We start from the raw sequence: 24,320 nt of genomic DNA, 5'->3' as shown, positions 1-24,320 counted from the left end.
AAACCAATGATCCAGATGCAGACCAACCTGGATGTTGCTGACAACAGCGGCGCTCGCCGTGTTCAGTGCATCAAGGTCCTGGGTGGCTCGCACCGCAGGTATGCCTCCGTCGGAGACATCATCGTGGTGTCCGTCAAGGAAGCCATCCCCCGCGGCCGCGTTAAGAAGGGCGACGTCCGCAAGGCCGTCGTCGTGCGCACGGCCAAGGAAGTCCGGCGCGAGGACGGCACCGCCATCCGCTTCGATCGCAATGCCGCCGTCATCCTCAACAACAACAACGAGCCCGTCGGCACCCGTATCTTCGGACCGGTGGTTCGCGAACTGCGCGCGAAGAACTTCATGAAGATCATCTCGCTCGCTCCGGAGGTGCTGTAATGGCTGCCAAGCTCCGCAAAGGTGACAAGGTGCGTGTCCTGGCCGGGCGCGACAGCGGTCGCGAGGGCCAGATCGTCTCGGTCGACCCCAAGGCCGGCAAGGCCGTGGTGGAGGGCATCAACATGGCCATCCGCCATACCCGCCAGAGTCAGACCTCGCAGGGCGGGCGCATTCCCAAGGCGCTGCCCATCGACCTGTCGAATCTTGCCATCCTCGATGGCGACGGCAAGGCGACCCGCGTCGGCTTCCGCGTGGAAGACGGCAAAAAGGTCCGCTACGCCAAGAGCACGGGAGACGTGATCTGATGCTCGACCAAGCAACATACACGCCGCGGCTGAAGACCTTCTATCGCGACACCGTCAAGGGCGCGATGAAGGAGCAGTTCGGCTACAAGAACGACATGATGATCCCGCGTCTGGACAAGATCGTCCTGAACATCGGGTGCGGTGCCGAGGCCGTCCGCGACAGCAAGAAGGCCAAGACGGCGCAGGAAGACCTGTCGACCATCGCCGGCCAGAAGGCCGTCGTCACGAACGCGAAGAAGTCGATCGCCGGCTTCCGCGTCCGCGAAGGCATGCCGCTGGGCACCAAGGTGACGCTGCGCGGCGACCGGATGTACGACTTCCTGGACCGGCTCATCACCATCGCGCTGCCACGCGTCCGCGACTTCCGCGGCGTCTCCGGCAAGAGCTTCGACGGCCGTGGCAACTATGCCATGGGCCTGAAGGAGCACATCGTGTTCCCCGAGATCAACTTCGACAAGGTCGATGAGATGTGGGGAATGGATATCATAATCTGCACGACGTCCAAGACGGATGCAGAGGCGAAGGCGCTGCTCAAGGCCTTCAACATGCCGTTCAACAGCTGAGGACCTAGACATGGCAAAAGAATCCATGATCGAACGCCAGAAGAAGCGCGAGCGGCTGGTGAAGCAATACGCCAGCAAGCGCGCCGCTCTGAAAGAGATCGCCAACGACGAATCCAAGACGATGGAGGAGCGGTTCAAGGCCCGGCTGAAGCTGTCGGAACTGCCGCGCAATTCCTCGCCTACGCGTCTGAACAACCGCTGCCAGCTGACCGGTCGGCCCCGCGCCTATTACCGCAAGCTCAAGCTCAGCCGCATCATGCTGCGCGATCTGGCCTCGAAAGGTCAGATTCCGGGCATGGTCAAGTCCAGCTGGTAAGGGAGCACATAGATGAACGATCCCATCGGCGATATGCTGACCCGCATCCGCAACGCGCAGATGCGTGGCAAGTCCACCGTTATCACCCCGGCGTCCAAGCTGCGGGCCCATGTCCTGGATGTGCTGGCCGACGAAGGCTACATCCGCGGCTATGAATCCAAGTCCGACCGTCTTGGTCATCCGACACTGGAAATCTCGCTCAAGTACTATGAAGGCGTCCCGGTCATCCGCGAAGTGAAGCGGATCTCCAAGCCCGGCCGTCGCGTGTACCTGGGTGTCTCCGACCTGCCGTCGGTCCGTCAGGGCCTCGGCGTGTCGATCGTGTCCACCTCGCGTGGCGTCATGTCCGATGCAGCAGCCCGATCCGCCAACGTCGGCGGCGAAGTGCTCTGCACCGTATTCTGAGGAGGGTACAATGTCTCGTATCGGCAAACGACCCGTCGACCTGCCTTCGGGCGTCGAAGCCTCGGTGTCCGGGCAGACGATTTCGGTCAAGGGCCCCAAGGGAACACGCCAGTTCACCGCCACCGACGACGTGACGCTGACCGTCGGCGACGGCGCCGTCACGGTGACGCCGCGCGGCAAGTCCAAACGCGCCCGTCAGCAGTGGGGCATGTCGCGGTCGATGATCGCGAACCTCGTGACCGGCGTGACCGACGGCTTCAAGAAGGAGCTGGAGATCTCGGGCGTGGGCTACCGCGCGCAGATGCAGGGCAACACCCTGAAGCTGGCCCTCGGCTACAGCCATGACGTGAACTTCGAGGTGCCCGCCGGCGTGACGGTGACGGCCCCGAAGCAGACCGAGATCGTCGTCGAGGGCGACGACCTGCAGGTCGTCGGTCAGGTCGCGTCCGACATCCGCGACTGGCGGCCGCCGGAGCCCTACAAGGGCAAGGGCATCCGCTACAAGGACGAGTATATCTTCCGTAAGGAAGGCAAGAAGAAGTAAGGACGCAGACAATGGCAAACACGAAACGGGATCTGTTCCTGAAGCGCCGCCTGCGCGTCCGGAACAAACTTCGCAAGATGGCCGCCGGGCGCCCGCGCCTGTCGGTCCATCGTTCGAACAAGAACATCAGCGTCCAGCTGATCGACGATGTTCAGGGTGTGACGCTCGCGTCGGCCTCGACTCTCGAGAAGGACCTGGGGCTGGCGGGCAAGAACAACGTCGAGGCGGCGGCCAAGGTCGGATCGGCGATTGCCGAGCGGGCGAAGAAGGCTGGAGTAGAGGACGTTTATTTCGACCGCGGCGGCTTTCTCTTTCACGGGAAGGTCAAGGCTCTGGCCGACGCCGCCCGCGAAGGCGGCCTGAAGTTCTGATGACTGTGGGGGGCCTGACCTGGCCCCCTCGATGATCCGGGAACCTTCGGTTCACCAAGGATCGGCTTTGACCGGGCCCGAGCCCGACCTGAGACAAGGAGATGCCGCATGGCAGAACGTGACAACCGTGGAGGCGGCCGGGGCCGTGGCCGCGAGCGTGAGGAAACGCCGGAATTCGCCGACCGCCTGGTCGCGATCAATCGCGTTTCCAAGACCGTCAAGGGAGGCAAGCGGTTCGGTTTCGCCGCGCTCGTCGTCGTTGGCGACCAGAAGGGCCGCGTCGGCTTCGGCAAGGGCAAGGCCAAGGAAGTCCCCGAGGCCATCCGCAAGGCGACCGAGCAGGCCAAGCGCCAGATGATCCGCGTGCCGCTGCGCGATGGCCGCACGCTGCATCACGACATGAACGGTCGCCATGGGGCCGGTCGCGTCGTCATGCGGACCGCGCCCGAAGGTACCGGCATCATCGCCGGCGGCCCGATGCGTGCCGTGTTCGAGATGTTGGGCCTGAAGGACGTCGTGTCCAAGTCGGTCGGCTCGCAGAATCCCTACAACATGATCCGGGCCACGTTGGACGGCCTGCAAAAGGAATCGTCGCCCCGTTCGGTCGCTCAGCGTCGCGGCAAGAAGGTCGCCGACATCCTGCGCAAGGACGACGGCCCGAAGATGGACGGCGAGCAAGCGCCCGTCGCAGAGGAGGCCTGATCCATGGCTAAGACCATCGTCGTCAAGCAGATCGGTTCGCCCATCCGTCGTCCGCAGGACCAGCGCGCAACGCTGATCGGGCTGGGGCTGAACAAGATGCACAAGACCCGTGAGCTGGAGGACACGCCCTCCGTCCGCGGCATGATCAACAAGATCCCGCACATGGTGAAGATCACCGAGGAGCGGGGCTGACCCGATCCGGTCGTCCCATGAGCGGGCGGACGATACCCTGAAAAGGCGAGAGCCCCGGCCATGACAGCCGGGGCTTTCTGCTTTGGGGTTGCAACCGAGACCTCAGCAGTCGGAGCAGGTCTTCAGCCCCAAAAGGCGGTAGGCCGGGCAAAAACCGGTGATCGCCGTGATGAGCAGCACCGCGCCCACGATCACCGAGCCCCACCAGATCATGCCGTTGGCGAAGATCGGCAGTGTGGCGAAGACGGGCAGGGCGATGAGGACGATGCCGATGATGGCCCTCAGCACGCGGTCGGTCGTTCCTTCGTTCACTCGCATGGTGTCTCTCCTGTTTGCTGTCTGGAGCGAGGCATCAGAAGCCCAGCACTTTCACGGCCGGGTCGGCGATCATGGCGCCCATTTCGGCCGGGTCGGCGACGGTGACGCCGTCGATCAGGGCCGATGCATCCAGATCCTTGGCGGGCAGGTAGATCGCGCAGACCTGCACCTCCGTCCCGGTCTGCTGCATGATCGTCTGCATCAGGCCCTGAGGGCTCAGGTCGCGTGGCGGCTGCGTCGTGGTGGCGCTCTCGGGCGCATCGCGCAGGGCGATGTCGCCCGCCGCGCCGCAAAGAAGGACATGGGGTGCTGCGCCCTTCTGCGCGGCCTGCATGGTCAGGATCATCGACATCAGCTGCGTCTGCGCGTTGCCGGAGGTCACAACGACCAGAACCGGCGTGCGATCCTGTCCGGCGGCTGGCAGGGCCAGCAGCGCGGTCGCGGCAATGGCGAGGGCGGCAAGTCTTTTCATGGGGTTTCCTCCGGGGACAGATCCGGGGGGATTCCCGGCGACAGGACTATTGTCGGCCGAAAGCGAAGCCGGTTCAGTGATCTTGTCACCGATGGATCAGATCGGGTTCGCCCGCGCGAAGGCTTCCAGGGCCGGACGGTCAATGATGGTGACTTGTCCGCGCTTCTGCTCGACCCACAGTCGGCGCTGGAATTCGGCCATCTGGCGCGAGATGACCTCTCGCGCGGTTCCGAGTTCCGCGGCGAGGTTGCCGTGGGTGACGGGCACCACGGCACGGTCCCCAGCCAGCTCCAGCAGCTTATGCGCGAGCCGGCTGTCCACCCGACCGAAGGCGATTTCCTCGACCGTCAGGAACAGGTCGGTGATCCGCTTCGAATAGGCGGCGAAGACGAAACGGCGGAATTCCGGCGACGTGGACATCGCCTCGTCGAAAGAGGCCCGGGGGATGGCCACGGCCCGCAGATCCGTCTCGGCGATACCCTCGGCCGTGTAATCCTCGAACGCCAGCAGACAGGCGGTGGTCAACACGCAGCTTTCGCCGGAATGGACGCGGTAGAGCACGATTTCCCGGCCGTTCTCGGCGATCTGTTGAACCCTGACCTGACCGTCCAGAAGCAGAAGCAGGTTCTCGGGCGGTCGCCCCGGACCGAAGATGACCGTATCGGCCGGAACCTCGATCACCCTGGCGGAAGCGACAAGACGATCGCGCACCGGGGCATGAAGCGCGACAAGCCCGGGGAACCGGTCGATCCATTCGGTCATCGGCACGGCCTTTCGATGCTGGGCAAGCTGACACCGCATACGTGGCGCCCGATGCGCGTTCCGCAAGGCGCAGGGGCCGCTTTAGCGATCCGGAAGCGTGTTCAGGTCGGGCAGCAGGTGGGCCTGCTTGCGCATCGCGGCAACCGCATCGCCGAAGGTGCGGATCCCTTGCGTCTCGAGCATCGGAAGGAGCTTGAGCATCACATGCGCGGTCGCAAGGGCGTCTCCCATTGCCGTGTGCCTTCTGGAACTGTCGATCCGTACGTCCAGCCGGTCGGCGATGGCGTCGAGCGTATGGACCTCGGAACCCCCGAAGACGGCCGCAGACAGGAGGACGGTATCCAGTAGCGGGTTGTCGAAGGGCGGCGCCTCGGCTCCTGTCCGGTCTAGGAAGGCCATGTCGAAAGGCGCATTGTGAGCAACCAGGACGGCATCGTGCGCAAAGCCGTGGAAGGCCCGCAGTGCCCGGGCCACGTCCGGAGCGCCGGCGACCATCTCGCCCGTGATGCCATGCACGCGCGACGCGACAGCGGGGATCGGACGACCGGGGTCGACCAATGTCTCGAAGCTCTCGCCCGGAACGATGCGACCGTTGAACACGCGGACGGCCCCGATCTGCACGATGTCGTCGCGCGTGGTGTCGAGGCCGGTCGTCTCGGTATCGAAGATGACATAGGAGAGGGCGGAGAGCGGGGTGTCGGCCAGTTCGGTCGCCGCATGGTTGTCGATCGTGCCGAAGTCGAAGGTCAGCGGGCGTTCGGCCACAACCGCCTCGTCCACTTCCATGGCCAGCATGAAGCCGCGTCCCTGAACCGCCGGGCGGATCCGCGCGCGGACCGTGCCGGAGCCGTCGGCAGTCGTCAGGTCGGCATCGACGAAGGCGGGCCCGTCCCCCTCTGCAAGCCGGTCCAGGGCCGCTCGGAGGCCTTCCCGGTCAAGGTAGTCGTGAATCGGCCGGCCCAGGCAGAGCGCCGATACCTGACCCAGGACATGGACGCACTGCCGGTCGTAGAGCATGATGCGCTGCGCCTCATCCACCACCATGATCGCCACCGGGATTTCGGACAGGATGGCAGCCAGATGGGCGTTTTCCTCCTCGCGGGAGCGGACGGCATCCGCCACCAGGTCGGTTTGCGCCCGCTCGACCGCGGCGAGGCGTGAACAGATCGCTGCGGCGGCAGGCCCGAGGTCGCCCAGGTGGCGTGAAGGTGCAGTGTCCAGGTCTGTCGCGACGCCACCATGCGCCCGGGCGCGGAGAGCGGCCGCAAGGCGGTTGACCGCCTTGGCGACATGTTCGTCGAACAGAAGCCAGACCAGGACCGTCACCAGCACGGTGCCGAACGCCGCGACGAGCCCCGCCGTCATCAGGGCCGGCGCGGCATCGGGGGCGCGGCGCCATGCCATCGCGATGCCCGCCGCCACCGCCGCCACGTTGCCACATGCGATCAGCGCGAAGAACAGCATCACCCGCAGGCGGAGGGGCGCGGAGGTCATGGCTTCATCCCGTCGCACAGACGGCCTGGAGGACCGGATCGTCGGCAGGCACCCCGATCCAGGCATCTTCCGCGACCGTGCCGCCATCGTCCATTACGGTGTCTCCGGCGAGGTCCGCGCGGCGTGACTGCTCGCAGTCGAAGATCGCACGCATCCGGCGCGCCGGCACCCAGCGGCCGAAGACATAGAGGTCTGCGAGCCGTTGCCCTGCGGCGTTGTCATTCGTGCGGATGGCCCCGCGGTCGACGGCGATGAAACGGTCCACGAAAGGGCGGGCATAGGTCCAGGGGCGCCAGAACTGCCGGTTCTCGTTGGCCAGCGCGACCTCGACGCCTGCGGGAAGCGCGGAGGCGGTGCGATCGTACCATGAGTATTCGAGCGACACCGCCGCCAGCAGCATCGCCAGCCCGGCCGCCACGGGGACCAGCCATCGGGGAAGGCGCCGGATCGCCCGGCGCGCGAGCAGCGCCACGCCGCCGGCGGCGACTCCGGCCAATAGCACGGCGATCAGTTCGAACATCATGAGCGCTCTCCGGCTGGGGTCATGGCAGTCCGCGGCCCTGGGCGGCCGCCGATTGCATGGTGCGCACGACGACGAAGGCATCGCGCAGGTGGCTGCGTTCGAACGCCCCGAGGGTCGCGGGCGCCATCAGGTTGTCCGGCACGCTGCCGTGGCGCACTTGCGCGGCCTGATGGTCGAGACGGGTCTGCGCGATCAGGTCGTAGGCTGCCAGAAGGTCGCGTCCGCCGCTTTGCGAGACGATATCGGCGTCGCGGGCGGCCTCGATCCGGGCACGGGTGTTCACCGCCGTCAGGCGACCGCGCAATGCATAGATGCGCGCCAGGTCGGTCACAGGGACCACGCCGTTCATCTTGAGGTCGATCCGGTCACGATGCTCGCCCGACCGCCCGGTCGCGAGACCGCGCCAGATGTTCAGGGGGGGCGCATGCTTCAGCGAGTTCGACACCATGTGCGCGACGAAGATGGAATTGCGCGAAGCGGCCTCCAGCGTCTCCACTTCCAGCCCTTCGAACAGGGACCGGTCGCCGCCGATGGGCCGCAGGTCGAACATGACCGACGCAAGCATCTGCGCCATTGGGTCGGGGCGGGCGATCCAGCCCTGGAAATAGCCGCGCCAGACGCGGAGAGGCTGCCGCCAGCGCGGGTTCGTGGCCATCATGTCGCCCGGGCAGAAGACGTAGCCGCAGCTGTCCAGACCATCGGATACGAAGCGCGCCAGCGCGGAGAACCAGGCGTCGTGCTCAGGTCTGGCGTCGTCGGACAGCATCAGGACGTTGTCCTGATCCGACACACCCGTCTGTTCGCGCCGTCCCTGGCTGCCGCAGGCGAGCCAGAGCCACGGGACCGGCGCCGGACCAAGCTCAGCCTCTGCCAGGGCGAGCAGGCGGCGCGTGACCGCATCGGCCACGTCGGTGATGAGCCGGGTGGTCACGTCGTGACGTGTCCCCGCGCCGACAAGCTGCGCCAGCAGGCGGGGGATGCGATGGGTTATGGCGGCCAGGCTGTCTACATCGGGCGCATGGGCGGCGTCGCCGATGATCTCGGCCGAGCTTTCGGCCTGGAACCGGGTGAGGTCGGTCTGGGTGACAATCCCCACCAGGCCCCCGTCGCCCACGATGGGGACATGGCCGATGCCCCGCTCCATCATCAGGTGCAGCACGTCGGACCCGATGGCGTCGGGCGTCAGGCTGACGGGATCGGCCGACATCGCCCGCATGACGGGCGCGTCCGGATCCATCCGTTCGGCCACCACCCGCGCCGAGATGTCGCGGATCGTCAGGATGCCGCGCAGGCCGCCGCCGTCGGCCACCATCAGCGAGGAGAAACCGCCGTCCCGCATGATCCGCGCTGCCTCGGCCAGCGTGGTGTCGGGCGCGACGGTCCGGGGTTCGGCGGTCATGAGGTCGGCAACCCGCGTTTCGGCCAGGCTGCGGCGGGGCAGGGCGGCGGCGCGCGTGCGGGAGAAGAAGTCGCGGAAACCGGGCTCCGCGTCGATCAGGCGGCGAAACCTGTCCGCGGGAAGCATCAGAAGTTCGGTCGCATCGATGGCGCGGGCGCTGGTGACGGCGCGGCCGTCCCGCATCAGCCCCCGCTCGCCGAAGGTGTTGCGCGGCCCCAGCGACGACAGGAGAGCGCCGTCGGCGTCCGTCACCTCGACCCGGCCGGTGCGGACGACGTAGAGGCCGTCCAGCGTGTCGCCGGCGCGATAGATCGTCTGTTCGGAGGCCAGGGTCTGCGTCTGGAAGGCGGCCGCGACGTCGTCGAGCGTCTCGGCCGGAAGCCTGTCCCAGGGGTGGATGAGGGCGAGGAATTCGGCGGTCGTCATCCAGGAATTCCCTTCAAGGCGGTCCCCGCCGGCCGACGGGGCAGGCGGGAACCGGATTTGGATGGCGGGCGCAACGCGCGCCCGCCAGAGGTGTCAGTGGTCGACCGCGATGCCGGCCCCGCGGGGGATGCGGACGCTTTCGACCAGTTCGCGGATGTGCTCCGGCGTGGGCTTGGTGCTGCGCGCCACGAGGAAGGCCACCGTGAAGTTCAGGATGGCCCCCACCGACCCGATGGCCGTGGACTGGATGCCCAGCAGCGAGTCCGAGATCGTGTCCGGGAACTGGGCCGTGCCGGGGATGAAGAACCAGCCCTTGTGCATGAAGATGTAGACCACCGTGAAGATGAGGCCGGTCAACATGCCCGCGACGGCACCCGTGTCGTTGATGCGCTTGAAGAAGATGCCCATCATCAGCGCCGGGAAGATCGTCGCCGCCGCGATCCCGAAGGCCAGCGCCACGGTCTGCGCGGCAAAGCCCGGCGGGTTCAGGCCCAGCCACGTCGCCACCGCGATCGCCACCGCCATCGAGATCCGGGCGGCCAGAAGCTCACCCTTTTCCGAGATGTTCGGGTTGATCGTGGCCTTGATCAGGTCGTGGCTGACCGCCGAGGAGATGGCGAGCAGCAGGCCCGCCGCCGTCGACAGCGCCGCGGCAAGCCCGCCCGCCGCGATCAGCGCGATGACCCAACCGGGAAGCTGCGCGATCTCGGGGTTGGCGAGGACGAGGATGTCGTTGTTGACGGTGAGCTCGCTGCCCTGCCAGCCGCGCGTCTCGGCCTCGGCCGCGAAGGTGGCGTTGTCGGCGTTGTAGTACTCGATCCGACCGTCGCCGTTCTTGTCCTCGTAGGTGATGAGGCCGGTGACTTCCCAGTTGCGGATCCAGTCCGGCCGCTCCTCGTAGGAAATGGGTTCGGAGGCGGTGCCGTTGGGATAGATCGTGTCGATGATGTTGAGCCGCGCCATCGCGCCCACAGCGGGGCAGGTCAGGTAGAGCAGCGCGATGAACACCAGCGCCCAACCCGCCGACCAGCGGGCGTCGGCCACGCGGGGAACGGTGAAGAAGCGGATGATGACGTGGGGCAGGCCCGCGGTGCCGATCATCAGCGACAGGGTGAACAGGACCATGTTCATCACCGCCAGCGGCGATCCGTCCTGCGCGGTATAGGAGTTGAAGCCCAGGTCCTGCACCACCTCGTTCAGCCGCGCGAGCAGCGGCTCGCCCGTGGGAGTGTAGTCGCTGAACAGGCCCAGCGGCGGAACCGGATTGCCGGTCAGCTGGAGCGAGATGAAGATCGCCGGGATCGTGTAGGCGATGATCAGCACGACATACTGCGCGACCTGCGTGTAGGTGATGCCCTTCATCCCGCCCAGAACGGCGTACATGAAGACGATGGCCGCACCGATGTAGAGACCCGTCTCGTTCGACACTTCGAGGAAGCGGGAGAAGGCGACGCCCGCGCCGGTCATCTGCCCGATGACGTAGGTCGTCGAGGCGATGATGAGACAGACGACCGCGACCAGTCGCGCGGTCGGGCTGTAGAACCGGTCGCCGATGAACTCGGGCACGGTGAACTTGCCGAACTTGCGAAGGTAGGGCGCAAGAAGCAGCGCCAGCAGGACATAGCCGCCGGTCCAGCCCATCAGATAGGCGCTGGCCGGATAGCCAGCGAAGGCGACGATGCCGGCGAGCGAGATGAACGAGGCCGCCGACATCCAGTCGGCCGCCGTGGCCATGCCGTTCATGACCGGGTGCACGCCGCGCCCGGCGGCGTAGAATTCCGCGGTGGTGCCCGCGCGGGCCCAGATCGCGATGCCGATGTAGAGCGCGAAGCTGGCGCCCACGACAATCAGGTTGAGGGTATACTGATCCATGTGCCCTTACTCCTCGTCGACGCCGAAGTCGCGGTCGAGCTTGTTCATGCGCCACGCGTAGAAGAAGATCAGCACCAGGAAGACCAGGATGGACCCCTGCTGCGCGAACCAGAAGCCCAGGTCGGTGCCGCCCACGCGGATACCCGACAGAAGGGGCCGCAAGAGGATGCCGAAGCCGAAGCTGACAAGGCCCCAGATGGCAAGGCAGATGTAGATGAGGCGAAGGTTCGCCTTCCAGTAGGCGGTCCCGTCCGTCTGGGCCGCGGTATTCGGTCTGTCGGCCATTGGCCTGTCTCCTCCGTTGGTGCCGGTCGTCGGCTTCTTGTTAGGGCTTCAATGCCCGGACGATGGCGGCGAGCGCCATCGAGACGTCGGCGATGGACCGCATCGCATCGACACGCAGCAGGACGCCCCGGGATTCGAAATGGTCGATCAGGGGCGCCGTTTCGGCGTGATAGGCCTGAAGGCGGGCGGCCACGGTCTCGGCCGTGTCGTCGGCCCGCCGCGTGAGTTCGGTGCCGCCGCAGGCGTCGCAGATGCCGGGCGCGGCCGTGGGCTTGAAGCTGTCGTGATAGCCTTCGCCGCAGCCGGCGCAGGTGTGCCGCCCGGAGATCCGCTCCACCATGGACTCGTCGTCCACGGTCAGCGCGATCGCCGCACCGACGGCCATTCCGCGCCGCGCCAGCAACCCGTCGAGCGCCTCGGCCTGTGCGCCCGTCCGGGGAAAGCCGTCGAGGATGATCCCGCGCGTCACGTCGGGCTGCGCCAGCCTGTCGTCCAGGATCGAGAGGACGATGTCGTCCGACACCAGTCCCCCGGCCTCCATCACGGCCTTTGCGGCCTGACCGGCCTGCGTCCCTTCGCGCACGGCGGCGCGCAGCAGATCGCCCGTCGAAAGCTGGATCAGGCCGAAGCGTTCCTCCAATACCCGCGCCTGCGTCCCCTTGCCCGCGCCCGGAGGCCCGAGCAGGACGAGAACCGGCGCCGCCTGCATCTGTCCGTCCATCTTCATCCCCTGTTCATGCGGTTTTCGACAAGGTCGTCGACCACGGAGGGGTCCGCGAGCGTCGAGGTGTCGCCAAGGGAATCGGGATCGTTCTCGGCGATCTTGCGCAGGATGCGGCGCATGATCTTGCCGGACCGGGTCTTGGGCAGGCCTGGCGCCCACTGAATCAGGTCGGGCTTGGCGATGGGGCCGATCTCGGACCGGACCCAGCGTTCGAGTTCGCGGCGCAGGTCTTCGGTCGGCTCGACGTCGTTCATCAGGGTGACGTAGGCATAGATGCCCTGGCCCTTGACGTCGTGGGGAAAGCCCACGACCGCGGCCTCGGCGACCTTCTCGTGGGCGACCAGCGCGCTCTCGACTTCGGCGGTGCCCATGCGGTGGCCCGAGACGTTGATCACGTCGTCCACGCGGCCGGTGATCCAGTAGTAGCCGTCCTCGTCGCGGCGGCAGCCGTCGCCCGTGAAATAGTAGCCGGGATACTGCTGGAAATAGGTGTCCATGAAGCGCTTGTGATCGCCCCAGACCGTCCGCATCTGCCCGGGCCAAGAGGCTTCGATGCAGAGCACGCCTTCGGCCTCGGTGGTGTCGATGCGCTTGCCGCTCTCGGGCTCCAGCACGACGGGGCGGATGCCGAAGAAAGGCAGCGTGGCGGAACCAGGCTTGGTCGGGATGGCGCCGGGCAGGGGGGTCAGCAGGTGGCCGCCGGTTTCGGTTTGCCACCAGGTGTCGACGATGGGGCAGCGGCCCTTGCCGATCTGGCGGTCGTACCAGTTCCACGCCTCGGGGTTGATGGGCTCGCCCACGGTGCCCAGCACACGGATCGACGACAGGTCGTAGGGTTCGACGAAGCTGTCGCCCTGGCCCATCAGCGCGCGCAACGCGGTGGGGGCGGTGTAGAACTGGGTGACCTGATGCTTGTCGCAGACCGCCCAGAAGCGCCCGGCGTCGGGGTAGGTCGGCACGCCCTCGAACATCACCGTCGTCGCGCCGTTGGCGAGAGGGCCGTAGACGATGTAGCTGTGCCCCGTGACCCAGCCCACATCGGCGGTGCACCAGAAGATGTCGCCGTCGTGGTGGTCGAAGACGTAGCGATGCGTCATCGCCGCATAGAGAAGGTATCCGCCAGTCGTATGGACCACGCCCTTGGGCTGGCCGGTGGAGCCGGAGGTATAGAGAATGAACAGCGGATCCTCGGCGCTCATCTCCTCCGGCGGGCAGTCGTCGGAGACCTGCGCCTCCTCCTCGTGCAGCCAGTAGTCCGATTGGGGGCGGAAGGCGATCTGCTGGCCCGTGCGGCGCACGATCAGGCACTTAACGTCGTCGGTGTCGTGCAGCAGCGCCTTGTTGACGTTGTCCTTGAGGTTGGTGACGCGGCCACCGCGGGGGGCGCCGTCGGCGGTGATGACGACCTTGGCGTCGCAGCCGTTGATGCGTGCGCCCAGGGCGTCGGCCGAGAAGCCCGCGAAGACGATGGAATGGATTGCGCCGATGCGCGCGCAGGCGAGCATCGCGACGGCGGCTTCGGGGATCATCGGCAGATAGATCACCACGCGGTCGCCGCGCTCCACCCCCAGCCGCTTCAGCACGTTGGCGAAGCGGCAGACCCGCCCGTGCAGCTCGCGGTACGTGATATGCAGCGCTTCCTCGGACGGATCGTCTGGCTCCCACAGGATCGCGGTCTGGTCGGCACGGTCGGCCAGATGGCGGTCGACGCAGTTGGCCGCGACGTTCAGGGTGCCGTCGCCGAACCATTCGATCGACACGTCGCCCTGGTCGAAGCGAGACTCGCTGACCTTGGTGTAGGGCCGAATCCAGTCCAGTTCGCGCCCGGCTTCGCCCCAGAACCCCTCCGGATCGTCGATGCTGCGGCGGTACATCTCGTCGTACCGCGGCCGGTCCGCATGGGAATTCGCGGCGAACTCAGGCGAGGGGGGATGGGTCTTGGGGGTCACGTTCATGGAAGTCCTCCGGTCAAATGTCTGTGTCGGACGTTGCGTAAATTTGTAGGGGCCGATTCCCGATCGGATAAGTCCATTTCAGAAGCGCCCGGAGGTCTGGTAAAAATAATGACAGGCCGTGCGCGGTTTTTAGTAAATTAATTCACAAAGCGGCGTCGGACGATGATCGATCGTCCGCGAGCAGATAGCCGAACCCGCGCACCGTCTGGATCGTGCCTGCCGGGCCCGCGCGGTCAAGTTTCCTGCGCAGATAGGCGATATAGACCTCGACGATGTTGGTATGCGGATCGAAGTCGTAGCCCCAGACCTGCCGCAGGATCTCCATCCGGCTGACGACCCGTCCGGCATTCTCGACGAAATAGTCGAGGAGGGCGAATTCCGTCGCGGTCAGTTCCAGTTCCTGACCCGCCCGCTGCGCGGTCTTGAGCGAACGGTCGAGCCGGATGTCCCCCACCGTCACGGCATCGGGCACCGACACCCCGGACCCCGTGCGCCGCAGCAGGACCTCGAGCCGCGCCAGCAGTTCCTCGAACGCGAAGGGCTTGGTCATGTAGTCGTCGGCCCCGGCGCGCAGCCCCTCCAGCTTGTCGCCCAGGGCGTCGCGCGCCGTCAGCATCAGGATCATCACGTCCTCGCCCGCCTCCCGCAGGCGGCGGCAAAGTTCGGCTCCCTCCGCGTCGGGCAGCATCCGGTCGAGGATGACCAGCGCGAAGTCGCCGTCCCTCACAAGGGCGGGCAGGTCGCGTCCGTCGGGGCGGACGGTCACGTCATATCCTTCGGCCCCGAGACCCGTGGCGAGGAAGTCCGCGATCTCGGCGTCGTCCTCCACGATCAGCAGGCGGGCCGCCATCAGGCCGCCCCGGCCGCGAGGGGCAGGTCGATCGTCACCGTCGCGCCCGTTTCCGCGCTGCCGTCCACGCCGATGGCGCCCGAATGACGCTCGACGATCCACTTGGCGATGGACAGCCCCAGCCCGGAACCGCGGCCGGTCTTTCCGCGATTGGCCTCGCCCCGGTAGAATCGGGTGAAGACGCGCTCGGACTCGGCCTCCGCGAACCCCGGCCCCTCGTCCTGCACGCGGATGACGGCGCGGCCGTCCGACGTCTCGAGCGCGATGCGCACCGTGCTGTTCTCGGGTCCGAACTTGATCGCGTTGTCGAGCGTGATCTGCAATGCCTGCCGCAGCCGGTCCGCGTCGCCCTGCACGATCACGGGGTCGAGCGGCTGCCGGGGCGACAGGACGATGCCCTTGCGCCGGGCAAGGGTCTGGCTGTCCAGAAGCGTCTCGCTGACGATTTCCTGAAGGGTGACGGGCTCCAGCTCGACCCCCACGGCACCATGCTCGGAGCGGGCGAGGAACAGCATGTCCTCCACCAGCCGCCCCATCTGGCCGGCCTTGCGAACGACGGCTTCCAGCGTCTCGCGGACCTGCTCCGGGGTGGCGTCGCGCCGCCGGAGGGCGATCTCCGCCTGTCCGCGCAGGATGGTGAGGGGGGTCCGCAACTCGTGGCTTATGTCGGCGAAGAACTGGGCGCGGCTGGTGTCGATCTCGCGCAGGCGGGCGTTCACGGTTTCAAGCTCCTCGGACCGGGCGAACAGCTCGGCGGTGCGTTCGGCGACCTGTCGTTCAAGCGTCTCGTTCGTGCTCTGCAGGGCATCGCGCTGATCGAGGATCTGGCGCGTCATCCTGTTGAAGCGTTGCGCCAGATGGCCCAGCTCGTCCTCGCTGCCGGGCTCGACGATATGCGACAGGTCGCCCCGACCGACGGCATCTGCGGCTTCCGCCAGCGCGGTGACGGGGCGCAGGACGGTGCGGTTCAGCATCACGACGTTCACCGCCCCCAGCGTCGCCACCACCAGTACAAGGCCGGAGGCGAGCCAGATGGACTGTCTCGACAGGCGAGCGGAGGCGGCAAGGCTTTTCTCGGCTTCATCCTGCTCGCGGGCCAGAACCTCCGCGATGAGGGCGCCGAGCTCGTCGTCGAGCCTGTCCTCCACCTCGTCGCGGTAGAGCGCGTCGGCCACGTCGCGCCGCCCCGCTGCCAGCTCCGAAGACAGCCGCGCATAGACTTCGTCCAGATCGTCCACCAGCGCCTCGATCCGGTCGATCAGGGCGAGCTCGGCTATTTCACCGTCCCGTTCCTCGGGATCCTGGAGCCAGTCGATCTCGCCCGCGATCAGGACGCGCTGGGTGGCGATATGACTGCGAAGGGCGGCTCGGGCATGCTCCATGTCCGCCCCCTGGGGCCCGATGATGATGAGTTCCGCGATCTGCTCGACATAGTGGTTCGCCTCGGTCGCGATCAGGTCGATGTTGCGAAGCTGCTCGTATGAAGCGGCAAGCTGGCGCCGGTTTCCGTCGGCCACCCGCAGGGTGAAGATGATGACCACGCAGATCAGCGCGACCGTCGCGGCGAGGATCGCATGGCTCGACAGGATTTTCGTGCGGATGCGCATGGACAGGTTCCGTGGTGGGCCGGTGCGATTTGCATGGGGCGTTCTGACGCTCAGGTTAGACGCGCGGGCAGGCAGGGGGAACCGGGGGCCGGGCTTCTAATGATCTTCTAATTTGAAACCTGAGGGCCGTTATCACATCTCTTGCGGTGACGGAGCGGCCGCCCAGGCCCCTTTGCCGCACGGCCGGCCCGATGGGCCAGGGCACAGATGACAGGACGGAGACGAACATGTTTCACGCGGCGAACAGCACGCGATCGATGGCGCTTGGCCGGACGGCCCCTCGGATCGTCCTGTACTCCCATGACACGCTGGGCTTCGGGCATCTGCGGCGGAACCTGCTGATCGCCGCGGCCCTGCGGCAGATGGAGCCGGCGCCGCAGGTCCTGATGATAACGGGCATGCGCGAGGCGGGGGCATTCGAACTGCCCCCCGGCGTCGACTGCATCAGCCTTCCCGCCTATGCCAAGGGCGTCGACGGAACCTATCGTCCGCGCGATCTGGGGGGCGATCTTGCCGCCCTCGCGGCGCTCCGGGCGCGGACGATCGAAGCGGCCGTCCTGGCTTTCGACCCCGACCTGATGATCGTCGACAACGTGCCCCGCGGCGCGCAGCAGGAACTGGACCCCACGCTCGCCGCCCTGCGCCGTCGCGGACGGACCCGCGTCGTGCTGGGGCTGCGCGATGTCATCGACACCCCGGATGCCGTCCACCGGCAGTGGGCGCAGCAGCGCAACTTCGAGGCCGTGTCGCGCTGGTTCGATGCGGTCTGGGTCTATGGCGACCCGACGTTCTATGACCTTTTGGCCGATTGCGGGTTCGATGCCGTCATGGGCGACCGCAGCCGCTTCACCGGATACCTGGACCACAGCGGACGGCTGGCCGCGCCGCTGGCGATACGGGAACGCGACAGGATCCTGGCTGGCGATCCCCGACCTTACGTCCTCTGCACCGTGGGCGGCGGCCGCGATGGCGCCGAGGTGTCGGAGGCGTTCCTTCGGGCACCCATGCCCGCCGGCCACCGGGGCATCCTCATCACCGGCAGTCAGATGCCCGGCGGCCTGCGGGAGGAGATGCGCGGCCACGCCGCCGGGCGCGACGACATGACCGTTGTGGATTTCGTGAGCGAGCCGCTCGCCCTCATGGCGGGTGCCGCCCGCATCGTCGCGATGGGCGGCTACAACACCGTCTGCGAGGTGCTGTCGCTGGGGCGGCCCGCGCTGATCGTGCCGCGTGCGGTGCCCCGCGCGGAACAGGTCCTGCGGGCCGAGCGGCTGGCGGCACGCGGTCTGATCAACATGATGCTGCCGGACGACCTGACGCCTGACGCGTTGGGAGACTGGCTGGGTCGGGCGGTTTCCGAACCTCTGGCCGGTGCCATTGCACTCGACATGTCCGGTCTGGACCGGGTGCGCGATTTCACCGCCCGGATGCTGACCGCGCCGCATGACCTGCGGGTCGCGAGTTGAAGGAGACACTGATGCCCACGCTGCCCGACTGCAAGATCGGATACGTCCTGAAGCGCTATCCACGCTTCTCCGAGACCTTCATCCTGACCGAGATCCTGGCTCATGAGGCGGCGGGGTTGGAGATCGAGATCTTCGCCCTCCGCTCCGTGGAGGAGACGCATTTCCAGGACATGCTGGGCCAGGTCCGCGCACTCGTCACCCGCGTGCCTGACAGCTTCCGCACCCCCGACGCGCTCTGGTCGCTGATATGCGATGCGCGCGACCGGCTGCCCGGCGGCTGGGACGCGCTGGCGACGATCGAGGGCGCGGCCGGGCGCGATGTGGCGCAGGCCATCGTGGTGGCGCTGGCCTGCCATGAGCGCGGGGTGGGGCACCTTCACGCCCATTTCGGCACCGTCTCGACCACGGTGGCGCGGCTTGCGGCGCGGCTTGCGGGCATCACGTACAGCTTCACCGCACATGCCAAGGACATCTATCACGACTACGACGAACCGGTGGAGCTGGAGCGGAAACTGCGCGATGCCGCGACGGCGGTGACGGTTTCGGACTACAACGTCTCGTTCCTGCGCGACCGCTACGGCGACGCGGCGGGCAATGTGGTGCGGCTCTACAATGGGCTGGACCTCGACCGCTTCACTCATGCACTTCCGTCGGAGCGCGGGACCGAGGTGCTGGCCGTGGGTCGCCTCATCGAGAAGAAGGGCTTCGACGTCCTGATCGAGGCGATGGGCCTCCTGCGCGACCGCGGCCAAAAGGCGACCTGCCGGATCATCGGTGCGGGCGAGCAGGGCCCGGCCCTTGCCGCGCAGATCGCCGAGGCGGGGTTGGGCGACGTGGTCCGGCTGGACGGCCCCCGTCCGCAGGCCGAGGTCATCGCCGCTCTGCGCGACGCGGCCGTCTTCGCCTGCCCCTGCGTGGTGGGCGAGGACGGCAACCGCGACGGGCTGCCCACCGTCCTGCTGGAAGCGATGGCGCTGGGCACGCCCTGCGTCGCCACCGACGTGACCGGCATCCCGGAGCTGGTGCGCGACGGCGAGACAGGGTTCTGTGTGCCGGAGCGCGACGCGCCGGCCCTGGCCGACGCCATCGCCTCGCTTCTGGACGACCCGGAGTGCGGGAAACGCCTGTCGCGGTCGGCACGCGACCTGATCGAGCGGGAGTTCGACATCCGGCGAAACACCGCGCAGTTGCGCGACATCTTCGCCGCGGCGACCGGGGCTGCGACTTGCGAAAGGGGGGCGGCATGATGCGGATCGCCTATGTCTGTACCGACCCCGGCATCCCCGTCTTCGGCGCCAAGGGCGCGTCGATCCACGTGCAGGAGATGCTGCGCGCGTTTCTGCACCTTGGCGCGGAAGCCGTCCTGATTTCGCCGCGCCTCGACGATGATGGCCCCGCCGACCTCGATCCCGTCCGACGCCTGCGGCTCGCGCCGTCGCCCAAGGGCGACCCCGAGGTGCGGGAGCGGGCGCTGCTGGAGCAGAACGCCGCTGTCCGCGCGGCGCTCGACGCCGCCGGACCATTCGATCTGGTCTATGAGCGTCATGCGCTGTTCGGCCACGGTGCGATGGAATGGGCGGCGGAGCGGCGCATCCCCGCCGTGCTCGAAGTGAACGCGCCGCTGATCGAGGAGCAGTCGCGCCATCGCACGCTCGCCCTGCCCGATGCGGCCCGCGACAGCGCGCGGCGCGCGTTGGGCGCCGCATCGCTCGTCACCGCCGTCTCGCCGCAGGTGGCGCGATACGTGCAGGACTTCGGAGCGCAGCGGGTGGAGGTCATTCCGAATGCCGTGAACCCCGACCGCTTTCCGACGGTCCCCCGGCCACGGGGTCCGTTCACCGTGGGATTCCTCGGCACGCTCAAGCCATGGCACGACGTGCGGACCCTGATCGAGGCATTCGGCATCCTGCGCGAGGGGACGGTGCCGGACGCGCGGCTGCTGATCGTCGGCGACGGGCCGGAACGGCAGTTTCTGGAGGATCGGTTGGATGCCCTGGGGCTGACCGGGGCCGCGGGCTTTCCGGGCGCGGTGACGGCGGCCGAGGTGCCGGGATGCCTCGCCCGGATGCACACGGCCGTCGCCCCCTATGCCGGCGGCCAGGCGTTCTATTTCTCGCCGCTCAAGATCTATGAATACATGGCCGCCGGGTTGCCCGTCGTGGCCAGCCGTGTCGGTCATCTGGAGGAGGTCATAGACCCCGGCACCGGCCTGCTCTGCCCACCGGACGACGCGGGTGCGTTGGCCGATGCGCTGGCGCGGCTGGCCGCGGACCCGGACCTTCGCGCGCGGTTGGGCGATGCCGCCCGTGCCGACGTGCTGGCCCATCACACCTGGGACGGGGTGGCCCGACGGGTCCTGGCATCCGCGGGCCTCGCCGCAAAGGATGCGGCATGAGCAAGCACCGCAAGGACAAGCTGACGGAGGTCATGCCGAGCCTGCGTCACGTCATGACGCGGCTCGCGCCCTATCTGCGCGGTCATCGGGCCGTGCTGGGCGGGTCGGTCGTGGCGCTGCTGGCGGCCACGGCGATGAAGTTGCTGGAGCCTTGGCCACTCAAGTTCGTCATCGACCGCGTGGTGCCGACCGTGGCGGGCGAAGGCGCAACCGTCGCCAGCCTGCCGCCCATGACGCTGCTGGCGCTGTGCTCGGTCGGGCTGGTCGCCATCGTCGGGTTCAAGGCGCTGTTCCAGTATCTGTCCACCGTGGGGTTCGCGCTGGTGGGCACGCGGGTCCTGACGGCGGTGCGGACCGACCTGTTCCGCCACCTTCAGACGCTGTCGCTGGGGTTCCACGCGCGGTCGCGCACGGGCGACCTGACCATGCGGCTGGTCAGCGACGTGGGGATGCTCAAGGAAACGGCCGTCACCGCCGCCCTGCCTCTGGCCGCGAACCTGCTGGTTCTGGGGGGCATGCTGACGGTGATGTTGTTCCTCGACTGGCGGCTGGCGTTGCTGGCGCTGTCGCCGCTGCCGCTTCTGTGGCTGGTGTCGCTGCGCCTGACGCGGCGCATTCGCGATGTCAGCCGGGCGCAGCGCAAGCGCGAGGGGGAACTGGCTTCGACCGGGGCCGAGACGATGGCCGGCATCCGTACGATCCAGGCACTCGGGCTGGAAGATCGCGCGTCCGACGACTTCGGCGCGGCCAGTGCGCGCGACTTGCGCGCGGGCGTGAAGGGCAAGCGGCTCGCGGCGGGGCTGGAGCGGTCGGTGGACCTGCTGACCGGCCTCGGGCTCGCCATCGTCCTGTTCTTCGGGGCGCGTCAGGTAATGGCGGGGCAGATCACGCCGGGCGACTTGCTGGTCTTCTTCACGTATTTGAAGAACACGTTCCGCCCGGTGCGCGAATACGCGAAATATACGGCCCGGCTGGCCAAGGCCGCGGCGGCGGGCGAGCGCGTCGTCGCCCTGCTGGACGAGGTGCCGGAGGTGCGCGATGCGCGGGGCGCCGTTGCCGCGCCCCAGCTGGACGGCCGCGTGACCTTCGAGGACGTGACCTTCGGCTATGGCCCCGGCGCGCCCACGCTCAACGGCCTGTCGGTCGATGTAGCTTCCGGCGAGATGGTGGCGATCACCGGCCCGTCCGGTGCGGGCAAATCGACCTTCGCCAGCCTGATCCCGCGGCTTTACGATCCGGCGCGCGGGCGCGTGCTGATCGACGGGCACGACCTTCGATCGCTGACGCTGGCCAGCCTGCGGGCCAACATCGCGCTGGTCCCCCAGGAAACGCTGATTTTTCGCGGCACCCTGGCCGAGAACATCGCCCTTGGCGCGGGGCGCGAGGTCACGCCGGAGGAGATCGAGGCCGCCGCGCGGCTGGCCAATGCCCATGGCTTCATCGCGGCGCAACCCGATGGATACGACACTGTCATCGCCGAACGCGGCGCCACGCTGTCGGCCGGTCAGCGGCAACGCATCGCCATCGCCCGCGCGGCGCTGCGTCGTGCGCCCGTCCTGATCCTGGACGAGCCGACCGTGGGGCTCGACCGGACGAGCGAGGCCGCAGTGACCGAGGCGATCTGGCGGCTGGCGGAGGGGCGTACGACCTTCCTCGTCACGCACGACCTGACCATGGCCGCACGGGCCGGGCGAATCCTGCATCTGGACGGCGGCCGGATCGCGGAGGACGGATCCCACGCCGCCCTGATGGCGGCCGGTGGTCGCTACGCGGCGATGTGGGCCGGAGGGGAGGACGCGCGCCGTGCTGTCGCAGGCTGACGCGGCCATCGTCGCGCGCGATACGGCGCTGCCCGGCCTCGGGCTGGTGCTCGACGCGGAGGCGCTTTGCGCGCGCCTGCACCTCGGGCCGATGCGGCCGCTCTATCTGCGCTACAAGCCGGGGACGAGCTGCGTGGTGACGCTGGGGCCGGTCGATGGCGGACTTGGGGCGGTGGCGGTCATGGCCCATACGCCCGCGCGACACGCCGAAGTGCGCGACCGGCCCGAGTGGCAGGGCAAGGACGCTCCCGTGATCGTGGACGGGGAAGCCTGCCTGACCGTCGTGCCCCTGCGTCGCGACCGCAAGCTGAAGGGCGCACGACGCATCGCGGATGCCGCCCGGGGCGCGGCGTTCCTGAAGCGGCTGACCGGCTTCGCTCCGGGCGGCGGCGTCAGGCTGTTGCGCTACAAGGCGGGGCGGCGGCTGGTGATCCGGGTGGACGGCAACGGTCGCGCCGCGTTGATCAAGGCCTACGCGCCCCGCGAATTCGCAGCCGCGCTGGACGGCGCGCGGATCGCCGAGGCGCACGGCGGACCCGCCATCCTTGGGGTATCGAAGCGCCGTCACTGCATCGCATGGCCCTGGCTGCCGGGCGACCCCCTCTCGGGCGGAGCCGCGCAGGGCCGGGCGGCTGGCATCGCACTGGCACGCCTGCATCGGACGTCGGTGCGACCGCGGGCCACGGTTCGTCGGGCTGAGGAGACCGAGGAGCTTCGCGCGGTGCCGGAGACGCTGTCCGCGCTCTCTCCCGGCCTCGGGGGGTTGGCCGCCGGCCCGGTGGCGGCGGCGTCGGCACGCCTGTTGCGGACCGACTTCGCGCCAACCCCGATCCACGGCGATTTCAGCGCCGATCAGGTGCTGGTGCACGAAGGGCGGGCGACGATCATCGACTGGGACCGCGCGGCGACGGGGGATCCGGCCCGCGATATCGGCAGCTTCCTCGCGCACCAGGATGTCCTGGCGCTGGACGGCGGCTCCATCGACGGAACAGCCGTGGGGTTCCTTGACGGATATGCGGAAGCGGGCGGCAGGGTCGCGCGCGACGTGATCGCCGTTCAACATGCCCGCGCGCTGCTGGCGCTGACCGCCGAAGGGTTCCGCGAGCGCCGTCCCGACTGGCCCGACAGGACGCGCCGCCTGATCGCCCGCGCGGAGGAGGTGCTGCGGCCCCTCGATCCGGGCCTTCCCGACCTGACGGATGCTCTGGACCCCGCGGTCATGCGGCCGCTGCTGGAGCACGCTCTGGGGCAAGGGGTCGAAGTCGTGGGCGTCGACCTTCTGCGGCACAAGCCGGGGCGACGCGCACTGGTCCGTTATGACATGGATCTGGACGACGGGACCAAGGTGCCGCTTTTGGGCAAGCTGCGCGCCAAGGGACCGGACCTGCGGACGCCGAAAGTTCACGACGCGCTGCGGGCCGCCGGACTGGACGGGCAGGGTTCCGGGGGCGTGGGCGTGCCCAAAGTGCGGGGCATGGTCGCCCGGCCCGCGCTCTGGCTTCAGGAGGAGGTTCCGGGCCGCGTCCTGACCGATCTCCTGCGGCCCGGGTCGGAGACCGGACCCGCACGGCGGACGGGCGAGGCGCTGGCGCGGCTGCACGGTGCCGGAACAAGGGCGCCACGCGACTGGTCCATGGACGATGAACTTGGCGTTCTGGACCGGGCCCTGGCTGCAGCCGGCAAGGCGCTGCCGGGGCAGGCGGCGCGGATCGACGCGATCGCGGTCGGCGCCAGGCGCCTGACGGAAGGATTGGGGCAGGGCGCCGTGACCGGCATCCACCGCGACTTCTATCCCGATCAGGTGCTGGTCGACGACAGGCATGTCTGGCTGCTGGACCTCGACCTGTTCGCGAAGGGCGATCCGACGATCGACGTCGCGAACTTGCTGGCCCATCTCGACGAAGCCGGGCTGCGTCACCATGGCGATGCGATGGCGCTCGCCGAGCATCGGCAGGCGTTTCTGGCGGGCTACGAAGACCTGCGTCCGGGGCTGGACCCTGCGCGGGTGGCCGTTCTTCGTCTGGTCGCCCTGGGACGTCACATCAACCTGAGCCTTGGTCTTCCGGGGCGGCGCCATACGACCGATGCGCTGATCGAGAAGATCGAGGCCGACCTGGCCCTGCCGGAGGTTGGCGTCACGGTCGGTTGAAATCGGCAAATAACCGCAGGAACTTGACGC

General features: G+C 68.0%; 26 protein-coding genes. 14 read left to right on the top strand and 12 right to left on the bottom strand.

From position 1 onward, the window contains the following. The first annotated feature begins 6 nt into the window (after positions 1 to 6). The 9 genes from rplN to rpmD all read left to right on the top strand — a co-directional run bounded on the left by rplN (position 7) and on the right by rpmD (position 3,773). Positions 7 to 375, top strand: a complete 369-nt coding sequence (rplN, locus tag JAN5088_RS03255) for a 50S ribosomal protein L14 (RefSeq protein WP_009574016.1) — start codon at positions 7 to 9, stop codon at positions 373 to 375. Continuing rightward, on the top strand, positions 375 to 680 hold the full coding sequence (gene rplX, locus JAN5088_RS03250) for a 50S ribosomal protein L24 (RefSeq protein ID WP_055681382.1): 306 nt from the start codon (positions 375 to 377) through the stop codon (positions 678 to 680). Before rplN ends, rplX begins: the two co-directional genes overlap by 1 nt. Beyond that, positions 680 to 1,243, top strand: a complete 564-nt coding sequence (rplE, locus tag JAN5088_RS03245; RefSeq protein WP_055681381.1) for a 50S ribosomal protein L5 — start codon at positions 680 to 682, stop codon at positions 1,241 to 1,243. The genes rplX and rplE overlap by 1 nt, the downstream gene beginning before the upstream one ends. A 10-nt stretch (positions 1,244 to 1,253) precedes the next feature. Next, complete coding sequence (gene rpsN / locus JAN5088_RS03240) at positions 1,254 to 1,559, top strand: 30S ribosomal protein S14 (RefSeq protein WP_055681380.1); 306 nt, start codon at positions 1,254 to 1,256, stop codon at positions 1,557 to 1,559. A 12-nt stretch (positions 1,560 to 1,571) separates the two neighbouring features. Beyond that, positions 1,572 to 1,964: a 30S ribosomal protein S8 gene (gene rpsH / locus JAN5088_RS03235; RefSeq protein WP_055681379.1), complete on the top strand. Its 393-nt coding sequence runs from the start codon at positions 1,572 to 1,574 to the stop codon at positions 1,962 to 1,964. A gap of 10 nt (positions 1,965 to 1,974) precedes the next feature. Beyond that, positions 1,975 to 2,508 (top strand): 50S ribosomal protein L6, encoded by a 534-nt coding sequence (gene rplF, locus JAN5088_RS03230; RefSeq protein WP_055681378.1) that lies wholly within the window; start codon positions 1,975 to 1,977, stop codon positions 2,506 to 2,508. 11 nt (positions 2,509 to 2,519) lie between these two features. After that, positions 2,520 to 2,879: a 50S ribosomal protein L18 gene (gene rplR, locus JAN5088_RS03225; protein WP_055681377.1), complete on the top strand. Its 360-nt coding sequence runs from the start codon at positions 2,520 to 2,522 to the stop codon at positions 2,877 to 2,879. A 108-nt stretch (positions 2,880 to 2,987) separates the two neighbouring features. Next, complete coding sequence (rpsE, locus tag JAN5088_RS03220) at positions 2,988 to 3,581, top strand: 30S ribosomal protein S5 (protein ID WP_055681376.1); 594 nt, start codon at positions 2,988 to 2,990, stop codon at positions 3,579 to 3,581. A gap of 3 nt (positions 3,582 to 3,584) precedes the next feature. After that, positions 3,585 to 3,773, top strand: coding sequence for a 50S ribosomal protein L30 (gene rpmD / locus JAN5088_RS03215; protein ID WP_055681375.1), 189 nt, complete (start codon positions 3,585 to 3,587; stop codon positions 3,771 to 3,773). Positions 3,774 to 3,875: 102 nt separating this feature from the next. Here the strand turns inward: rpmD and JAN5088_RS03210 are convergent, their stop codons facing one another. The 12 genes from JAN5088_RS03210 to JAN5088_RS03155 form a co-directional block, all read right to left on the bottom strand. Further along, on the bottom strand, positions 3,876 to 4,091 hold the full coding sequence (locus JAN5088_RS03210) for a YgaP family membrane protein (protein WP_055681374.1): 216 nt from the start codon (positions 4,089 to 4,091) through the stop codon (positions 3,876 to 3,878). A gap of 34 nt (positions 4,092 to 4,125) precedes the next feature. After that, a complete protein-coding gene (locus tag JAN5088_RS03205) occupies positions 4,126 to 4,563 on the bottom strand; it encodes a DsrE family protein (RefSeq protein WP_055681373.1) in 438 nt (145 codons plus the stop codon). 96 nt (positions 4,564 to 4,659) lie between these two features. Then, positions 4,660 to 5,325: a Crp/Fnr family transcriptional regulator gene (locus tag JAN5088_RS03200; protein ID WP_055681372.1), complete on the bottom strand. Its 666-nt coding sequence runs from the start codon at positions 5,323 to 5,325 to the stop codon at positions 4,660 to 4,662. Between the two features lie 81 nt (positions 5,326 to 5,406). Beyond that, positions 5,407 to 6,819: a 3'-5' exonuclease gene (locus JAN5088_RS03195; RefSeq protein WP_055681371.1), complete on the bottom strand. Its 1,413-nt coding sequence runs from the start codon at positions 6,817 to 6,819 to the stop codon at positions 5,407 to 5,409. 4 nt (positions 6,820 to 6,823) lie between these two features. Then, positions 6,824 to 7,342: a hypothetical protein gene (locus JAN5088_RS03190; protein WP_055681370.1), complete on the bottom strand. Its 519-nt coding sequence runs from the start codon at positions 7,340 to 7,342 to the stop codon at positions 6,824 to 6,826. 19 nt (positions 7,343 to 7,361) lie between these two features. Continuing rightward, positions 7,362 to 9,167, bottom strand: a complete 1,806-nt coding sequence (locus tag JAN5088_RS03185; RefSeq protein WP_055681369.1) for a DUF294 nucleotidyltransferase-like domain-containing protein — start codon at positions 9,165 to 9,167, stop codon at positions 7,362 to 7,364. A 93-nt stretch (positions 9,168 to 9,260) separates the two neighbouring features. Next, complete coding sequence (locus JAN5088_RS03180) at positions 9,261 to 11,039, bottom strand: sodium:solute symporter family protein (RefSeq protein ID WP_055681368.1); 1,779 nt, start codon at positions 11,037 to 11,039, stop codon at positions 9,261 to 9,263. 6 nt (positions 11,040 to 11,045) lie between these two features. Beyond that, complete coding sequence (locus JAN5088_RS03175) at positions 11,046 to 11,324, bottom strand: DUF4212 domain-containing protein (protein WP_055681367.1); 279 nt, start codon at positions 11,322 to 11,324, stop codon at positions 11,046 to 11,048. A 40-nt stretch (positions 11,325 to 11,364) separates the two neighbouring features. Continuing rightward, complete coding sequence (locus tag JAN5088_RS03170) at positions 11,365 to 12,045, bottom strand: adenylate kinase (protein ID WP_055681668.1); 681 nt, start codon at positions 12,043 to 12,045, stop codon at positions 11,365 to 11,367. A gap of 2 nt (positions 12,046 to 12,047) precedes the next feature. Further along, positions 12,048 to 14,003 (bottom strand): acetate--CoA ligase, encoded by a 1,956-nt coding sequence (acs, locus tag JAN5088_RS03165; RefSeq protein WP_055681366.1) that lies wholly within the window; start codon positions 14,001 to 14,003, stop codon positions 12,048 to 12,050. Between the two features lie 142 nt (positions 14,004 to 14,145). Then, positions 14,146 to 14,853 (bottom strand): response regulator transcription factor, encoded by a 708-nt coding sequence (locus JAN5088_RS03160; protein ID WP_055681365.1) that lies wholly within the window; start codon positions 14,851 to 14,853, stop codon positions 14,146 to 14,148. Next, entirely contained in the window at positions 14,853 to 16,460 is a 1,608-nt protein-coding gene (locus JAN5088_RS03155) for a sensor histidine kinase (RefSeq protein WP_055681364.1), read from the bottom strand. The genes JAN5088_RS03160 and JAN5088_RS03155 overlap by 1 nt, the downstream gene beginning before the upstream one ends. A 227-nt stretch (positions 16,461 to 16,687) precedes the next feature. On the opposite strand from JAN5088_RS03155, the gene JAN5088_RS03150 reads away from it, so the two are divergent. Genes JAN5088_RS03150 through JAN5088_RS03130 form a run of 5 tightly spaced genes read left to right on the top strand, consistent with a single transcriptional unit; the run spans position 16,688 to position 24,290 of the window. After that, entirely contained in the window at positions 16,688 to 17,926 is a 1,239-nt protein-coding gene (locus tag JAN5088_RS03150; protein ID WP_055681363.1) for a glycosyltransferase family protein, read from the top strand. 11 nt (positions 17,927 to 17,937) lie between these two features. Continuing rightward, entirely contained in the window at positions 17,938 to 19,173 is a 1,236-nt protein-coding gene (locus JAN5088_RS03145; protein ID WP_055681362.1) for a glycosyltransferase family 4 protein, read from the top strand. Next, positions 19,170 to 20,321, top strand: a complete 1,152-nt coding sequence (locus JAN5088_RS03140; protein WP_199502141.1) for a glycosyltransferase family 4 protein — start codon at positions 19,170 to 19,172, stop codon at positions 20,319 to 20,321. Before JAN5088_RS03145 ends, JAN5088_RS03140 begins: the two co-directional genes overlap by 4 nt. Then, positions 20,318 to 22,141: an ABC transporter ATP-binding protein gene (locus tag JAN5088_RS03135; RefSeq protein WP_199502140.1), complete on the top strand. Its 1,824-nt coding sequence runs from the start codon at positions 20,318 to 20,320 to the stop codon at positions 22,139 to 22,141. Before JAN5088_RS03140 ends, JAN5088_RS03135 begins: the two co-directional genes overlap by 4 nt. After that, positions 22,125 to 24,290 carry a phosphotransferase gene (locus tag JAN5088_RS03130; RefSeq protein WP_055681361.1) on the top strand — a complete coding sequence of 722 codons (2,166 nt, stop codon included), beginning with the start codon at positions 22,125 to 22,127 and terminating at the stop codon, positions 24,288 to 24,290. The genes JAN5088_RS03135 and JAN5088_RS03130 overlap by 17 nt, the downstream gene beginning before the upstream one ends. The last annotated feature ends 30 nt before the right edge of the window (positions 24,291 to 24,320 follow it).

This window comes from Jannaschia rubra (genome assembly GCF_001403735.1).
GTDB classification, from domain to species: domain Bacteria; phylum Pseudomonadota; class Alphaproteobacteria; order Rhodobacterales; family Rhodobacteraceae; genus Jannaschia; species Jannaschia rubra.
The sequence above is the reverse complement of the archived record's forward strand: the minus strand, read 5'-3'. Positions and strand labels throughout refer to the sequence as shown.

What these genes read in the sequence shown, in the direction of transcription:
- rplR (WP_055681377.1), top strand. Translation starts at nt 2,520, where the DNA reads ATGGCAAACACGAAACGGGATCTGTTCCTGAAGCGCCGCCTGCGCGTC.
- JAN5088_RS03175 (WP_055681367.1), bottom strand. Translation starts at nt 11,324, where the DNA reads ATGGCCGACAGACCGAATACCGCGGCCCAGACGGACGGGACCGCCTAC.
- JAN5088_RS03195 (WP_055681371.1), bottom strand. Translation starts at nt 6,819, where the DNA reads ATGACCTCCGCGCCCCTCCGCCTGCGGGTGATGCTGTTCTTCGCGCTG.
- rpmD (WP_055681375.1), top strand. Translation starts at nt 3,585, where the DNA reads ATGGCTAAGACCATCGTCGTCAAGCAGATCGGTTCGCCCATCCGTCGT.
- acs (WP_055681366.1), bottom strand. Translation starts at nt 14,003, where the DNA reads ATGAACGTGACCCCCAAGACCCATCCCCCCTCGCCTGAGTTCGCCGCG.
- JAN5088_RS03135 (WP_199502140.1), top strand. Translation starts at nt 20,318, where the DNA reads ATGAGCAAGCACCGCAAGGACAAGCTGACGGAGGTCATGCCGAGCCTG.
- rpsN (WP_055681380.1), top strand. Translation starts at nt 1,254, where the DNA reads ATGGCAAAAGAATCCATGATCGAACGCCAGAAGAAGCGCGAGCGGCTG.
- JAN5088_RS03170 (WP_055681668.1), bottom strand. Translation starts at nt 12,045, where the DNA reads ATGGACGGACAGATGCAGGCGGCGCCGGTTCTCGTCCTGCTCGGGCCT.
- JAN5088_RS03150 (WP_055681363.1), top strand. Translation starts at nt 16,688, where the DNA reads ATGTTTCACGCGGCGAACAGCACGCGATCGATGGCGCTTGGCCGGACG.
- JAN5088_RS03185 (WP_055681369.1), bottom strand. Translation starts at nt 9,167, where the DNA reads ATGACGACCGCCGAATTCCTCGCCCTCATCCACCCCTGGGACAGGCTT.
- JAN5088_RS03180 (WP_055681368.1), bottom strand. Translation starts at nt 11,039, where the DNA reads ATGGATCAGTATACCCTCAACCTGATTGTCGTGGGCGCCAGCTTCGCG.
- rpsH (WP_055681379.1), top strand. Translation starts at nt 1,572, where the DNA reads ATGAACGATCCCATCGGCGATATGCTGACCCGCATCCGCAACGCGCAG.
- JAN5088_RS03190 (WP_055681370.1), bottom strand. Translation starts at nt 7,342, where the DNA reads ATGATGTTCGAACTGATCGCCGTGCTATTGGCCGGAGTCGCCGCCGGC.
- JAN5088_RS03160 (WP_055681365.1), bottom strand. Translation starts at nt 14,853, where the DNA reads ATGGCGGCCCGCCTGCTGATCGTGGAGGACGACGCCGAGATCGCGGAC.
- rplN (WP_009574016.1), top strand. Translation starts at nt 7, where the DNA reads ATGATCCAGATGCAGACCAACCTGGATGTTGCTGACAACAGCGGCGCT.
- JAN5088_RS03145 (WP_055681362.1), top strand. Translation starts at nt 17,938, where the DNA reads ATGCCCACGCTGCCCGACTGCAAGATCGGATACGTCCTGAAGCGCTAT.
- rplF (WP_055681378.1), top strand. Translation starts at nt 1,975, where the DNA reads ATGTCTCGTATCGGCAAACGACCCGTCGACCTGCCTTCGGGCGTCGAA.
- JAN5088_RS03200 (WP_055681372.1), bottom strand. Translation starts at nt 5,325, where the DNA reads ATGACCGAATGGATCGACCGGTTCCCCGGGCTTGTCGCGCTTCATGCC.
- JAN5088_RS03140 (WP_199502141.1), top strand. Translation starts at nt 19,170, where the DNA reads ATGATGCGGATCGCCTATGTCTGTACCGACCCCGGCATCCCCGTCTTC.
- JAN5088_RS03205 (WP_055681373.1), bottom strand. Translation starts at nt 4,563, where the DNA reads ATGAAAAGACTTGCCGCCCTCGCCATTGCCGCGACCGCGCTGCTGGCC.
- rplE (WP_055681381.1), top strand. Translation starts at nt 680, where the DNA reads ATGCTCGACCAAGCAACATACACGCCGCGGCTGAAGACCTTCTATCGC.
- rplX (WP_055681382.1), top strand. Translation starts at nt 375, where the DNA reads ATGGCTGCCAAGCTCCGCAAAGGTGACAAGGTGCGTGTCCTGGCCGGG.
- rpsE (WP_055681376.1), top strand. Translation starts at nt 2,988, where the DNA reads ATGGCAGAACGTGACAACCGTGGAGGCGGCCGGGGCCGTGGCCGCGAG.
- JAN5088_RS03210 (WP_055681374.1), bottom strand. Translation starts at nt 4,091, where the DNA reads ATGCGAGTGAACGAAGGAACGACCGACCGCGTGCTGAGGGCCATCATC.
- JAN5088_RS03155 (WP_055681364.1), bottom strand. Translation starts at nt 16,460, where the DNA reads ATGCGCATCCGCACGAAAATCCTGTCGAGCCATGCGATCCTCGCCGCG.